This is a genomic window from Roseibium sp. (assembly GCF_050301095.1).
In the GTDB taxonomy this organism is placed as follows: Bacteria; Pseudomonadota; Alphaproteobacteria; order Rhizobiales; family Stappiaceae; genus Roseibium.
In genome coordinates this window covers 1-12,977 of sequence record NZ_JBNKYW010000272.1, presented here as the reverse complement: position 1 = coordinate 12,977, position 12,977 = coordinate 1, and the positions used below count along the sequence as shown (strand labels likewise).

Annotated in this window: 13 protein-coding genes; all 13 read left to right on the top strand. The window is 61.7% G+C overall.

Features of this window, described 5'->3' with window-relative positions:
- The first annotated feature begins 46 nt into the window (after window positions 1–46).
- Window positions 47–535 (top strand): GNAT family N-acetyltransferase, encoded by a 489-nt coding sequence (locus ACQY7U_RS23895; protein ID WP_428650360.1) that lies wholly within the window; start codon window positions 47–49, stop codon window positions 533–535.
- A 43-nt stretch (window positions 536–578) separates the two neighbouring features.
- The gene (locus ACQY7U_RS23890) at window positions 579–1,028 is read left to right on the top strand and encodes a Fur family transcriptional regulator (protein WP_428650357.1); all 450 of its coding nucleotides are present in this window, start codon (window positions 579–581) and stop codon (window positions 1,026–1,028) included.
- A complete protein-coding gene (locus ACQY7U_RS23885) occupies window positions 1,021–1,878 on the top strand; it encodes a lysophospholipid acyltransferase family protein (protein ID WP_428650354.1) in 858 nt (285 codons plus the stop codon). Before ACQY7U_RS23890 ends, ACQY7U_RS23885 begins: the two co-directional genes overlap by 8 nt.
- A 124-nt stretch (window positions 1,879–2,002) precedes the next feature.
- A complete protein-coding gene (miaB, locus tag ACQY7U_RS23880; RefSeq protein WP_428650352.1) occupies window positions 2,003–3,487 on the top strand; it encodes a tRNA (N6-isopentenyl adenosine(37)-C2)-methylthiotransferase MiaB in 1,485 nt (494 codons plus the stop codon).
- Between the two features lie 31 nt (window positions 3,488–3,518).
- Window positions 3,519–4,652 (top strand): PhoH family protein, encoded by a 1,134-nt coding sequence (locus ACQY7U_RS23875; RefSeq protein WP_428650350.1) that lies wholly within the window; start codon window positions 3,519–3,521, stop codon window positions 4,650–4,652.
- 16 nt (window positions 4,653–4,668) lie between these two features.
- Window positions 4,669–5,184 carry an rRNA maturation RNase YbeY gene (ybeY, locus tag ACQY7U_RS23870; RefSeq protein ID WP_428650348.1) on the top strand — a complete coding sequence of 172 codons (516 nt, stop codon included), beginning with the start codon at window positions 4,669–4,671 and terminating at the stop codon, window positions 5,182–5,184.
- Window positions 5,185–5,223: 39 nt separating this feature from the next.
- Window positions 5,224–6,417 (top strand): transporter associated domain-containing protein, encoded by a 1,194-nt coding sequence (locus tag ACQY7U_RS23865; RefSeq protein WP_428650345.1) that lies wholly within the window; start codon window positions 5,224–5,226, stop codon window positions 6,415–6,417.
- Window positions 6,418–6,514: 97 nt separating this feature from the next.
- Window positions 6,515–8,131: an apolipoprotein N-acyltransferase gene (lnt, locus tag ACQY7U_RS23860; RefSeq protein ID WP_428650342.1), complete on the top strand. Its 1,617-nt coding sequence runs from the start codon at window positions 6,515–6,517 to the stop codon at window positions 8,129–8,131.
- A 192-nt stretch (window positions 8,132–8,323) separates the two neighbouring features.
- Window positions 8,324–8,728 carry a helix-turn-helix domain-containing protein gene (locus ACQY7U_RS23855; protein ID WP_023014432.1) on the top strand — a complete coding sequence of 135 codons (405 nt, stop codon included), beginning with the start codon at window positions 8,324–8,326 and terminating at the stop codon, window positions 8,726–8,728.
- A gap of 112 nt (window positions 8,729–8,840) precedes the next feature.
- The gene (metK, locus tag ACQY7U_RS23850; protein ID WP_428650338.1) at window positions 8,841–10,013 is read left to right on the top strand and encodes a methionine adenosyltransferase; all 1,173 of its coding nucleotides are present in this window, start codon (window positions 8,841–8,843) and stop codon (window positions 10,011–10,013) included.
- A gap of 181 nt (window positions 10,014–10,194) precedes the next feature.
- Window positions 10,195–10,881, top strand: coding sequence for a tRNA (guanine(46)-N(7))-methyltransferase TrmB (gene trmB, locus ACQY7U_RS23845; protein ID WP_428650335.1), 687 nt, complete (start codon window positions 10,195–10,197; stop codon window positions 10,879–10,881).
- Between the two features lie 512 nt (window positions 10,882–11,393).
- Entirely contained in the window at window positions 11,394–11,987 is a 594-nt protein-coding gene (rimP, locus tag ACQY7U_RS23840; protein WP_428650333.1) for a ribosome maturation factor RimP, read from the top strand.
- 74 nt (window positions 11,988–12,061) lie between these two features.
- The coding region (nusA, locus tag ACQY7U_RS23835) for a transcription termination factor NusA (protein ID WP_428650331.1) at window positions 12,062–12,977 on the top strand (916 nt) is incomplete at its 3' end.

Below are 12,977 nucleotides of genomic sequence, written 5' to 3'. Positions count from 1 at the left end.
GGCCGCCCGACGCAACGCCGCAGACCAAGGGAAGGATAGAACGGCAATGAGTTTTTGGTGGTTCTGGACCCAGCCGCCGATCGTGGAAGAGGCGCTGGACGAGGACCTGCCGAAGCTGGCCGACATTCACGCCGCCTGTTTTACACACAAGTGGAGCGCGGGAGATCTTGCGCGTATGAAGGCTCAGGACGGCGTGGTGATCCTGGTCGCACGCCGGGCCAGTCCCTACGGCACCAGGGCACCCCTCGGGTTCCTCATCCTGAGGAAGGCCGCCGACGAGGCGGAGGTCATCACCATCGCGGTGCATCCGCGCCAGCGCGGCAGAGGCATCGGCAAGAAGCTGATGGATGCGGGGCTTTTCCGGCTCTACGGCGACCGCTGCGAACAAGTGTTTCTCGAGGTCGATGCCGCGAACGAAGCGGCCCTGCTGCTTTACCGGGGGCTGGGTTTCAAGGAGGTCGGCCAGCGCAAGGGCTATTACAGCGACAGTGGAGGAGACGGCACGGCGCTTGTCATGCGCCTCGATCTTCGCTAAGCGCTGTACCCGAAGGCGGCAACAATCGACAGGTGGCACTTTCATGACCGAAGAACGGCAATCAACGCTGGCGGAATTGTGTATTGCCAAGGGCATGCGCATGACCGAGCAGCGCCGTGTCATTGCCACGGTCATCGAGGAGGCCTCGGACGAGCATCCGGACGTGGAAGAACTTTACCGCCGGTCCGTCGCGATCGATCCGGGCATCTCCATCTCGACCGTCTACCGGACGGTCAAGCTCTTCGAGGATGCCGGCATGATCGAGCGGCACGATTTCCGCGACGGCCGTTCGCGCTATGAAACCGTGCCGGACGAGCATCACGACCATCTGATCGACCTGCGCAGCGGCCGGGTGATCGAATTCCGCAACGAGGAAATCGAGGCCCTGCAGGAATTCATCGCCAAGAAGCTCGGCTACAAGCTCGTCGACCATCGCCTGGAGCTTTACGGCGTTCCTCTCGAGACTGCCAAGGACGGCAAGGACGATGGCTGAAATCAAGGCCATTTTCATCATCCTTGTCCTGACACTCGTCTCGCTGGTGCTGATCCCGCTGCAGTGGATCGCGATCAGGCTCCGGCTTCCGGTTCAAAGAAAACTGCCGCATGTCTGGCATCTCGTGGCAACCCGGCTGGTGGGAATCAGAATCCGGGAGGAAGGTGCCCCGGCCGACGACAGGCCGCTGCTGATTGCGTCCAACCATGCCTCCTGGGTCGACATCACCGTCGTCGGCTCGCTGATGCCACTCTCCTTCATTGCCAAGTCGGAAGTGTCCGGCTGGCCGATTTTCGGTCTGTTCGCCAAGTTGCAGCGAACCGTTTTCGTCAACAGGACCCGGCGCACGGAAACTGGGCAGGTGGCCGATACCATCGCGACCCGCATGGCAGCGGGCGATGCCATGGTGCTGTTTGCCGAAGGCACGTCCAATGACGGCAATTGCGTTTTGCCGTTTCGCTCCGCGCTTCTGGGCGCCGCCACCCGTGCGGTCGCCAACGGGAACGGATCGTCGGTCTGGGTCCAGCCGCTCTCCGTCGCCTATCAGGGCTTTTACGGCCTGCCCATGGGGCGGGCGCACCGGCCGCATGTCGCCTGGTACGGCGACATGGAGCTTGCCGGTCATCTCTGGGGCATCTTCAGGCACGGTGCGCTCGACGTGATCGTGCGGTGGGGGACGCCGGTTCTGGTTGACGGAACGACCGACCGGAAAGTGCTGACACGGCAGCTTGAAAATCAGGTCCGGGCCATGACGATCGCCTCTTTGCTGCAGAAGCCGGTCGATTCCGGCGAATTAGAGCCATCCGAGTTCTTCTCAAACGCAGAAAAAACCGCTAAAGCTGGCGCCTGAATTTTCTGCGATACCGCCTGCGGAGATGCTTGAGCGGATCGAGGGACGCAATTGATTTGACGATCCCGGCCAAAGCACCGACTAATCTGACATGCCGGCCGCCGACAAAGGCCACGAGGAGCGAATGACAAGCCGCCCGGAAGAACAATTGGAAACGACCTCATCCGCCGTTTCCGGAACCGAAGAAACCGCTGCCGCGAAGACGGGCAACGCCCGCAAGGTGTTCGTGCGCACCTATGGCTGCCAGATGAACGTCTATGACAGCGAGCGCATGACCGACGTGCTGGCGCCGGAGGGTTTCGAGGCGACCGAGGACCTGGAAGATGCCGACCTCGTCATCCTGAACACTTGCCATATTCGCGAAAAGGCGGCGGAGAAGGTCTATTCCGAACTCGGCCGCATCCGCAAGGTCAAGGAAGAGCGGGCAAAGTCGGGCAGGGACATGATGGTGGGTGTCGCCGGCTGCGTCGCGCAGGCGGAAGGCGAGGAAATCTCCCGGCGTGCGCCGATCGTCGACCTGGTCGTCGGCCCGCAGAGCTATCACCAGCTGCCCGCCCTGCTCGACAAGGCCCGCAAGGGAGCGAAGGTCGTCGAGACCGAATTCGACATCGACGCCAAGTTCGACCAGCTGTCGGCGAATGCCGCAAGGCCGGTCTTGAAGCGGCCGCCCTCCGCCTTCCTGACGGTACAGGAAGGCTGTGACAAGTTCTGCACCTTCTGCGTGGTGCCCTATACGCGCGGCGCCGAAGTCTCCCGGTCGGTGGAGCAGATCGTCACGGAAGCGGAGCGCATGGCCGCCGGCGGTGTCCGCGAAGTCACGCTTCTGGGCCAGAACGTCAACGCCTATCACGGCGAGGCGTCGGACGGTGCATCCTGGGGGCTCGGCCGTCTGCTGCGCCGCCTGTCGGAAATCGACGGCCTCGACCGGCTGCGTTACACCACCAGTCATCCGCGCGACATGGACGACGACCTCATCGAGGCGCACCGGGACCTCAAGAGCCTGATGCCCTACCTGCATCTGCCGGTCCAGTCCGGTTCCGACAAGATCCTGAAGTCCATGAACCGCAAGCACACGCGCGAGGACTACTTCCGCCTGATCGACCGCATTCGCGAAGCCGCGCCCGATATCGCCCTCTCGGGCGATTTCATCGTCGGCTTTCCTGGTGAGACGGATCAGGACTTCGAGGATACGATGGACCTGATCCGCCGGGTCGGCTACGGCTCCGCCTTCTCGTTCAAATACAGCCAGCGCCCCGGAACGCCGGGTGCGACCATGGACGATCAGGTGCCGGAGGAGGTCAAGTCCGCGCGTCTTGCCGAACTTCAGGCACTGGTCAATGAACAGCAGAAGGCGTTCAACGCCTCCCGTATGGGTATGACTTGCGACGTGCTGCTGGAGAAAAAGGGCCGCAATCCGGGGCAGCTCGTCGGCAAGTCGCCCTGGCTTCAGGCCGTGCAGCTGGATGCGCCTGAAGAACTGATCGGTACCATACAAGCGGTGGAAATCGTCGAGATCGGATCTAATTCGCTGTTCGGGCGGCTGATTGCGGGGCAAGATAAGCGTGCCGGTTCCGGGGCCATCCCGGCCTCGGCGGTCCAGCACCGTTGAGAACCGGCCGGTTGAGAACAGGAGACGTCGTTTGACGCGCAACAGCCAATCTTCTTCCCGCAAGCCTTCGGATCAAACCCCTGCGCCCGCTTCGGCCTCAGACATGACCCATATTGTCCTTGCCTTTGAAGACAACCGGCTGATTGGCGACCTGTTCGGCCAGTTCGACCAGAACCTTGCCCTGATCGAACAGCGGCTCGGCATCGACGCGATCGCGCGCGGCAACCAGGTGACCCTGAAGGGCTCCCACGCAGGCTGTGCCCAGGCGCGCACCGCACTGGAGGCCATGTATCAGCGTCTGCTCCAGGGACAGGAAATTCATCCGGGCGATGTCGACGGCGCCCTGCGCATGGCGGCCGCCGCCGAGGCGCAGCTTCCGTTGCCGACGCTTGAGCCCAAGTCCCGGCTGGCCTTTGCCCAGATTGCGACCCGGCGCAAGACCATCGTCGCGCGCACGCCCACCCAGGATGCCTATATCCGTTCCATGGACAGGGCCGACCTGACCTTCGGCACCGGCCCGGCCGGCACCGGCAAGACCTTTCTGGCGGTCGCCTATGCCGCCGCTCTTCTGGAGCGTGGCGATGTTGCCCGGCTGATCCTGTCCCGGCCCGCTGTCGAGGCGGGCGAACGGCTCGGCTTCCTGCCGGGTGAGATGAAGGACAAGGTCGATCCCTATCTCAGGCCGATCTACGATGCGCTGTACGAGATGATGCCTGCAGAAAAGGTCGATCGTGGCCTGCAGTCCGGCATGATTGAAGTGGCGCCGCTTGCCTTCATGCGCGGCCGCACGCTGTCGAATGCCGTGGTGCTGCTCGATGAAGCGCAGAACACCACCACCATGCAGATGAAGATGTTCCTGACCCGTCTCGGCGAGGGCTCGAAAATGATCGTCACAGGCGACCCGAGCCAGATCGACCTGCCGGCCGGTCAGAGGTCGGGTCTGCGCGAAGCGCTCGGCCTTCTGACCGATATCCCGGAGGTCGCCCATGTCCGGTTTACCGAAACGGATGTTGTCCGCCACGAGCTGGTCGGCCGGATCGTGACCGCCTACGACAATGCCGCCCGGGAAGAATCCGAGGCGCGCGAGCGCCGCTACGCCGAGCGGCAGCGCGAAGACGGCGGCGAGGATTTCAAACCGCGCGGCCGGAAAGCTGTGGCTTCGTGAACACCGAACGAACGTGATGCCCGACACTTTGCCCGACGGATTTCAAATCGACCTCACGGTCGCGGCCGGAAACTGGCCGGATGAGGAACAGCTGGCCGCGCTGGCAACGCGGGCCGTCTCAGCGGCCTTCGCCGTGGCGGACCTGGAAGTCATTGAAAATACGGAAGTATCACTTCTCTTTACGGATGATGAGTCGATCCGGAAACTGAACAGCCAATGGCGGGACAAGGACAAGCCGACAAATGTCCTGTCGTTCCCCGGCAGCGATCCCCAGGGCGACGTCTACGGCCCTCTCCTGGGAGACATCGTCTTTGCTTTTGAAACGGTTTCGCGGGAAGCGGATGAGCTCGGAATTGATTTTGCCGATCACCTTTCCCATCTGACAGTTCATGGTTTGCTTCACCTTTTCGACTATGATCATCAGGACAATGAAGAAGCCGAACTGATGGAGAGCCTCGAGAAAGCCGTATTGGCATCTTTGGGTATCGATGACCCTTACGCGGACAGGCCTCTTGTGGCCGACGGCGATTAAGTGGCATCATGGAGCAAGTTATTCTTGTATTGAAGGCAGATGAACGCAGTTGAATCGCAAAGTCCTGCAGGCGGGCCGCAGGCCGCGACATCAGGACAGTCCCAGGACGGGGAAGACCCGCAACAGACCAAGCCGCAGCGATCTGCGGCCATTCTGGACAATCTCAAACGCATCCTGCGCTTGGGGCGCCAGTCATCGTCCCTGCGCGAAAACCTGGAAGACGAGCTGGCGCGCGAGAGCGGCGATACGGCTTTTTCTCCGGAAGAACGGATGCTCCTCGGCAACATTCTGCGTCTGCGCGAATTGCGTGTCGACGACGTGATGATCCCGCGCGCCGACATAGATGCGGTCGACCTGGATACGAGCCTCAGCCGGGTCATGGAACTGTTCCAGACCAGCGGTCATTCCCGCATGCCGGTCTATGAGGATACGCTCGACGATCCCCGGGGAATGATACACATCAAGGACCTGATGGCCTTCATCGCGGAGCGCGCGGCATCGCGGCGTACCGAAGACCTTGTGGCTGGTGATGAAGGAGATGAGGGCGGAGAGACCAGGAAATTCAATGGGGCCGCGGCCAACGGCCACAATATGCCGGACCTGGATCTGTCCTGTGTCGACCTGTCCGTTCCGCTCGAGGAAACGAACCTGCTCAGGGACCTGCTGTTCGTGCCGCCCTCCATGCCGGCAACCGACCTGATGGCCAAGATGCAGGCCGACCGCATGCAGATGGCCCTGGTGATCGACGAATACGGCGGCACGGACGGACTGGTCTCCCTGGAGGATCTGGTCGAGGAGGTCGTCGGTGACATCGAGGACGAGCACGACGAAGACGAGGAAGCCATGCTGGCGTCGGACGGTGAGGGGATCTGGATCGCGGACCCGCGCCTGCCGCTGGAGGATCTCGACAAGGTTCTGGGCACCAACCTGACGGAAGCCGAAATCTCCGAGGACGTCGATACGCTGGGCGGCCTGCTTTACATGTCCGTCGGGCGCGTTCCGGTGCGCGGCGAGCTGCTGTTCGTGCCCGGTGAGCTGCCGGGCTTCGAATTCGAAGTGATGGATGCGGATCCCAGGCGCATCAAGCGGTTGAAGATCCGGCGCCGCCGGACCGAGCCGCGCCTGCAGGACATGCGCCGCCGTCCGAAACGCACCGGCGATCAATCCGCCGAGGGCGGTCAGGATGCGGAAGCCGGTGCCGGCAAGGCGGCGGCAGGTGGCGGACAGAGCTGATTTCCACTGCCAGGCATGACATTCGGCCAATAAGGCCTTGACCGCCTGGTCATGAGCCGACAAATCTCCTGACCGCGCAACAGGAGATCTGGATTTCATGTATTGGCTGTCACAGCGGCTGTCCGTCCTGCCGAACACTTTCCTTCTGGCTTGGGGATGGCAGCGCCGGATACTCTGTGTGATCTGCGGAGCGGTGACAGCCTTTGCCCTGCCGCCATACAATCTGGCGCCTGTTCTCCTGATTACCTTTCCCTGTCTCGTCTGGCTGCTGGATGGCGCGCTTGAACCGGGACGGGGCGGCGCCCGCCGCAGGGTGACGGCCGGTTTTTTTCTCGGCTGGCTTTTCGGCTTCGGCTATTTCCTTTCCGGCCTGTGGTGGATCGGAGCCGCTTTTCTGGTCGAAGCGGACCGGTTTGCCTGGCTGATGCCCTTCGCTGTCCTGGCCATGCCCGTGGGCCTTGCCCTGTTCACGGGGCTTGGCGTGGGCCTTGCCGCTCTTTTCTGGACGGACCAGTTCCGCCGCATTTTGTTGCTGGCCGCCTGCCTGGCCCTGACGGACTGGCTGCGCGGTCACGTTCTGACGGGTTTTCCCTGGAACGCCTTCGGTTACGGCATTTCCGGGTCTCTGCCGCTCTCTCAAACGGCGAGTCTCGTCGGTATCTACGGTCTGACCTTTCTGGTGGTTGCCATCTCCGGAATGCCGGCCGTGCTGGCCGATTCGCGCCCCTTCCGCAGCCGGGTGGCGGCAACGGCTTCTGCCGTGGCCGCCCTTGCCGCAATATTCGTTTTCGGCGTGGTCCGGATCTGGTCGCTTGAAACGCAGGACACGGCGCTCGACATCCGCATCGTCCAGCCTTCCGTCGAACAGAAGGACAAATGGCGGCCCGAGCTCAAAGAGGAGATCTTCCAGACCCTTCTGGACATGACGGAAGCCCCGCTCGGCGGCAATGCACGGGTCGGACAGCAAAGGCTTGTCATCTGGCCGGAATCGGCCGTTCCGTTTCTGCTCAGCCTGGAACCAGGGGCCCTGTTCCGCATCTCCAAGGTCCTCAACGAGAAGACGGAACTCGTCACCGGAGCCAATCGTGCCGAACCCGGTCCTGATGGACCGCTTTATTTCAACAGCGTTTACGTGCTCGGCCCGGACGGTGCGGCGCGCGGCATCTACGACAAGGTGCGTCTGGTGCCGTTCGGCGAGTATCTGCCGCTTGAAAACGTGCTTGACAGGTTCGGAATTACCAAGCTCACGGGTCCGTTTTCCGGGTTCGAGGCCGGCTACCAGCGGCGCGTGCTTAGCACCTCCGAAGGTTTTAGTTTTCTACCAATGATTTGTTATGAGGCAATCTTTCCGGCGCCCGTTCCGGACAAGCCGCAATCCCCGGTTTTCCTGCTGAATGTGACCAACGATGCCTGGTTCGGCCGCACACCCGGTCCATCCCAGCACTTCGCGCAGGCCCGCATGCGGGCCATCGAAACCGGGCTTCCGCTGATTAGAGCCGCAAATACAGGCATTTCCGCAGTTGTCGACGGCAAGGGCGAGGTGGCCGGCGCATTGGGTATGTTTGAAAAGGGGGTGATTGACACAAGGCTTCCGCAAGGAACAGGGAATACTATCTACGGTAATTCTGGCGATGTTCCGATGCTTGTTGTTGCATTCTTCTTGGTATTTTTGGCAAGTATCTCAAAATACAACCTCAGTTCGCGCATAAATTGATATTTTTTGTTTGAGTTGAGTGAATAAAGTGTGATACAACCGTGAAATAGCCGATTGAAGGCTGCTTCATGTACCAGTGAGGGGTTGCGGGCAAAACCGTTCTCCTTTGGGCCTTGTGGGAGGACTTCTGGAGCGCTGGTGCAAACGAAAACGAGCGGATACGTTCTGCGACAAGAAGAAAGAGCGACGGAAATGCCCAGTAAGAAGTCTCCTAATCCGATTGATATCCATGTCGGCAGCCGCGTTCGGCTTCGGCGCATGATGCTTGGCATGAGTCAGGAAAAACTTGGCGAAAGCCTGGGTATCACCTTTCAGCAGATCCAGAAGTACGAGAAGGGAACCAACCGGATCGGCGCCAGCCGCCTGCAGCATATCGCCACTGTCCTGAAGGTACCGGTTTCCTTCTTCTTTGAAGACGCTCCCGGAACGCCGGAAGAAGCGGAAGGCTTTGGCGAAACCCAGCCGACCTCCTATGTCGTCGACTTCCTGTCCTCTTCCGAGGGCCTGTCCCTGAACAAGGCTTTCGTGCGGATCGAGGACCCGAAGGTCCGCCGGCGGATCGTTGATCTTGTCCGCTCCCTCGCGGGTGACGACTGATAAAATTTCATCTCGCGCTTGACGTGGCGAGGAACTTCTAAGATTGATGCAGTCGAAGCGGCGATGTCACTCGCCGCTTCTGTCTTATTCATTCCCAGAAGGACGATCGCCAATGGCACGTCAGAATTACCTCTTCACCTCCGAATCCGTATCGGAAGGACATCCGGACAAGGTTTGCGACCGCATTTCCGATGCTGTCGTGGATGCCTATCTCGGCGCGATGCCCGAGGCCCGCGTGGCCTGTGAAACGCTTGCGACGACCAACCGGATTGTCATTGCGGGCGAAACCCGCGGCCCGGCAGAGATCACCAACGAATATATCGCGCACCTGGCGCGCATGGCCGTGAAGGACATCGGCTACGAGCAGGACGGTTTCCACTGGGAAACCTGCGACATCGCCGTGCATCTGCATGCCCAGTCCGCCCATATCGCACAGGGCGTCGATGCAGGCGGCAACAAGGACGAGGGCGCGGGCGACCAGGGCATCATGTTCGGTTATGCCTGCCGCGAGACCGAAGAGCTGATGCCGGCGCCGATCCTTTATTCCCACAAGATCCTGCGGCTGCTCGCCGAGGCCCGCAAGTCCGGCAAGGAGCCGGTGCTTGGTCCGGACGCCAAGAGCCAGGTCACCGTGCGCTACGAAAACGGCAAGCCGGTCGGCGTGACCTCGATCGTTCTGTCGACCCAGCACCTCGACCCGGCGATGACTTCCGGCGACGTGCGCGCGGTCGTTGAGCCATACATCCGCTCCGCCCTGCCGGACGGATGGATTTCCGCCGAAACCGACTGGCACGTCAATCCGACCGGTGCCTTTGTCATCGGTGGTCCGGACGGCGATGCAGGCCTGACCGGCCGCAAGATCATCGTCGATACCTATGGCGGTGCCGCACCCCATGGCGGGGGCGCCTTCTCCGGCAAGGACCCGACCAAGGTGGACCGTTCGGCGGCCTATGCGGCGCGCTACCTCGCCAAGAACGTCGTTGCCGCGGATCTCGCGGACCGCTGCACCATTCAGCTTTCCTACGCTATCGGCGTGTCCGAGCCGCTGTCGGTCTATGTCGACCTGCACGACACCGGCCGCTGTGACGAAGCCCGGCTGGAGACCGCGCTGCGCGACGTCATGGGCCTCAGCCCGCGCGGCATCCGCGAGCACCTGAAACTCAACAACCCGATCTATGAGCGCACCGCGGCCTATGGCCATTTCGGCCGCGAGCCGGATGCTGATGGTGGCTTCTCCTGGGAGAAGACCGATCTGGTTGACGAACTGCGTCCGCTTGCCGGATAAGCTCCGGCCCGACGCTTGAAATCACGAAGGGCAGGATCGCCGGACCCGAGCATCCCGCGTTCAAACGAACGCGGGATGCTCTTACGCTTCGGAAGCGGTCAGCTTATGGATATTCCATCGACCCTGATTGAATATCCGCTGATCTGGCGCCGGCGATCTGTCGTTTTGAAGTTGTTGCACCATGACCGACCGCTACGAAGGTTCCTTTTTCGGCCGCCGCAAGGGCAAGCCGCTGAGCCCGCGCCGCGAGGCGCTGATGAAGACCGAGCTGCCGCACCTGGCGCTTGATCTGGAAAAGCCCGCTCCCGCCGACCTGAAGGACCTGTTTCAGGCGGATGTGCGGGAGGTCTGTCTCGAGGTCGGGTTTGGCGGTGGCGAGCACCTGCTGCACCGGGCCAGGACCAATCCTGCCGTCGGTTTTATCGGAGTGGAGCCCTTCGTCGGCAGCATGGCCAAGGCCGTGACCGCGGTTGTCGAAGAGGGCCTGAAGAACGTCCGGCTATACGAAGACGATGCCGTCAACGTGCTGGACTGGCTTCCGGAAGCCTCGATCGACCTGGCCTACCAGCTTTATCCCGATCCCTGGCCGAAGTTCCGCCACTGGAAGCGCCGTTTCATCAATCAGCAGAACCTGACCCGTTATGCCCGCGTACTCAAACCGGGCAGCGAATTCCGGTTTGCCAGCGACATCGACACCTATGTCGACTGGACGCTGCGCCATTGCCGGGACCATGCTGCCTTCGAATGGACGGCGAAAACGGCAAGCGACTGGAAAACACCCTGGGAGGGGTGGCCGGGCACCCGCTACGAGGCCAAGGCAATTCGCGAAGGGCGTGTCGGCCGCTATCTGACATTCCGCCGTGTATAGGCCGGTCGAGAGTATTTGACGGAAGCCCCGGCAGACATCCCTGTCGCCTCGGGCCAGCTTCGTTTGCTGGGGGGACGCGCCGGCGGCAATCGCGTCCGGGGCAAAAGGGCTGAGAGACGCAATCCACGCGATAACCTTCAGGGTGATCCGGCTTGATCGTTGAGGCCCGGCGCGAGATTTCGGCTCGCGATCAACTTCTTTGAGGGATTTCGGCCACCGGCACTTGCCTTTTTGTCGGGTTTGGCGTTATACAGCCGGTGTTTCACCTCAAACGGCTTATCTGGGCATTTTGAGAGTGGGCCCGTCGGGGACCCGCTCTTTTTTGCATAGAGAGACCGGAAACGAGAGAATTCGAGCAGGACTGCCCTATGTAAATCGACAATCAGGTGCATCTCTTGCTCAAGATCGGCTTGGCATTCCCGTGACGCACGGGGTGCCGGAAAGATCGGTCGAACTGAATATGCCGGAGCTGCTAGCTCCGGAGCCGGAAACGGCCAGGACAGGAGCCAGGTGTGAGCGCACACGAACCGAGAATTGTGAAGGAACAGGGGCTGGATGCCCGTGTTGCCGCGATTGTTGAGCCGGTCATCGAAGACCTCGGCTATCGTTTGGTGCGCACCCGGATCAGTGCTCAGAACGGCTGTACCCTGCAGATCATGGCTGAACGTCCGGACGGCACGATGACCGTCGAGGATTGCGAAACCATCAGCCGTGCGGTTTCCCCCGCCCTTGACGTCGAAGATCCGATCAACCGCGCCTACCATCTTGAAGTTTCTTCGCCGGGCATCGACCGCCCTCTGGTCCGCGCGGGCGATTTCGACCGCTGGGCCGGCCACGAACTGAAGGTCGAAATGGATGTCATGCAGGACGGCCGCAAGCGCTTCCGCGGCACCTTGCTCGGCACCGAGGACGGCAAGGCGAAAATCCGGCTGCCCGATGTGAAGGAAGGTGAGGAGGATACGTTTGTCCTGCCGCTGGAAGATATCGGCGAAGCCAAACTGATCCTCACGGACGAATTGATTACCGCAGCTCTGCAGGCCGAAAAGGCGGCACTGGCCGCCCGGGGCGAGAGCGATGAGCTGGCACAGGACAACACTCCGAACTAGGCATCTGGTTCGGTGACGAAGGCAACGCGCCCCCAACGGCCGCGAAACGGCAACTGGCGCAAGAGGAGTGGAATATGGCAATCAGCGCGAACCGGCTGGAACTGCTGCAAATCGCTGACGCGGTCGCACGGGAAAAGTCCATTGACCGGATGATCGTCATCAACGCGATGGAAGACGCGATCCAGAAAGCGGCCCGCTCTCGATACGGTACGGAAACGGAAGTGCGCGCCGAGATCAATCCGAAGACCGGTGAGATCCGTTTGCAGCGCCTTCTGCAGGTCGTTGAAGCTGTCGAGAACGTCTCCACCGAGATTTCCCTGGAAGATGCCCAGGCGCGCAACCCGGAAGCCAGCCTCGGCGACTTCATCGCCGAGCCGCTGCCGCCGCTCGATTTCGGCCGCATCGCAGCCCAGTCCGCCAAGCAGGTCATCGTGCAGAAAGTGCGCGAAGCCGAGCGTGACCGCCAGTACGAGGAATTCAAGGATCGCGTCGGCGAAGTCGTCAACGGTGTGGTCAAGCGCGCCGAATACGGCAACGTCATCGTGGACCTTGGCCGCGGCGAAGGCATTGTCCGCCGCGACGAATTGATCCCGCGCGAGATCTTCCGCACCGGCGACCGTATCCGCGCCTATATCTACGACGTTCGCCGCGAGCAGCGTGGCCCGCAGATCTTCCTGTCGCGCACCCATCCGCAGTTCATGGCCAAGCTGTTCCAGATGGAAGTGCCGGAGATCTACGACGGCATCATCGAGATCAAGTCGGTCGCCCGCGATCCGGGCTCCCGCGCCAAGATCGCCGTCGTCTCGCGTGATTCCTCGATCGACCCGGTCGGCGCCTGCGTCGGCATGCGCGGCAGCCGCGTCCAGGCAGTCGTCGCCGAACTGCAGGGCGAGAAGATCGACATCATTCCCTGGCAGCCCGATGCGGCGTCGTTCATCGTCAACGCGCTGCAGCCGGCGGAAGTCGCGAAGGTCGTCCTCGACGAGGATG

Excerpts from the sequence above, each read along its gene's own strand:
- ACQY7U_RS23895 (WP_428650360.1), top strand. The coding sequence starts at position 47 with ATGAGTTTTTGGTGGTTCTGGACCCAGCCGCCGATCGTGGAAGAGGCG.
- ACQY7U_RS23890 (WP_428650357.1), top strand. The coding sequence starts at position 579 with ATGACCGAAGAACGGCAATCAACGCTGGCGGAATTGTGTATTGCCAAG.
- ACQY7U_RS23885 (WP_428650354.1), top strand. The coding sequence starts at position 1,021 with ATGGCTGAAATCAAGGCCATTTTCATCATCCTTGTCCTGACACTCGTC.
- miaB (WP_428650352.1), top strand. The coding sequence starts at position 2,003 with ATGACAAGCCGCCCGGAAGAACAATTGGAAACGACCTCATCCGCCGTT.
- ybeY (WP_428650348.1), top strand. The coding sequence starts at position 4,669 with ATGCCCGACACTTTGCCCGACGGATTTCAAATCGACCTCACGGTCGCG.
- ACQY7U_RS23865 (WP_428650345.1), top strand. The coding sequence starts at position 5,224 with ATGAACGCAGTTGAATCGCAAAGTCCTGCAGGCGGGCCGCAGGCCGCG.
- lnt (WP_428650342.1), top strand. The coding sequence starts at position 6,515 with ATGTATTGGCTGTCACAGCGGCTGTCCGTCCTGCCGAACACTTTCCTT.
- ACQY7U_RS23855 (WP_023014432.1), top strand. The coding sequence starts at position 8,324 with ATGCCCAGTAAGAAGTCTCCTAATCCGATTGATATCCATGTCGGCAGC.
- metK (WP_428650338.1), top strand. The coding sequence starts at position 8,841 with ATGGCACGTCAGAATTACCTCTTCACCTCCGAATCCGTATCGGAAGGA.
- trmB (WP_428650335.1), top strand. The coding sequence starts at position 10,195 with ATGACCGACCGCTACGAAGGTTCCTTTTTCGGCCGCCGCAAGGGCAAG.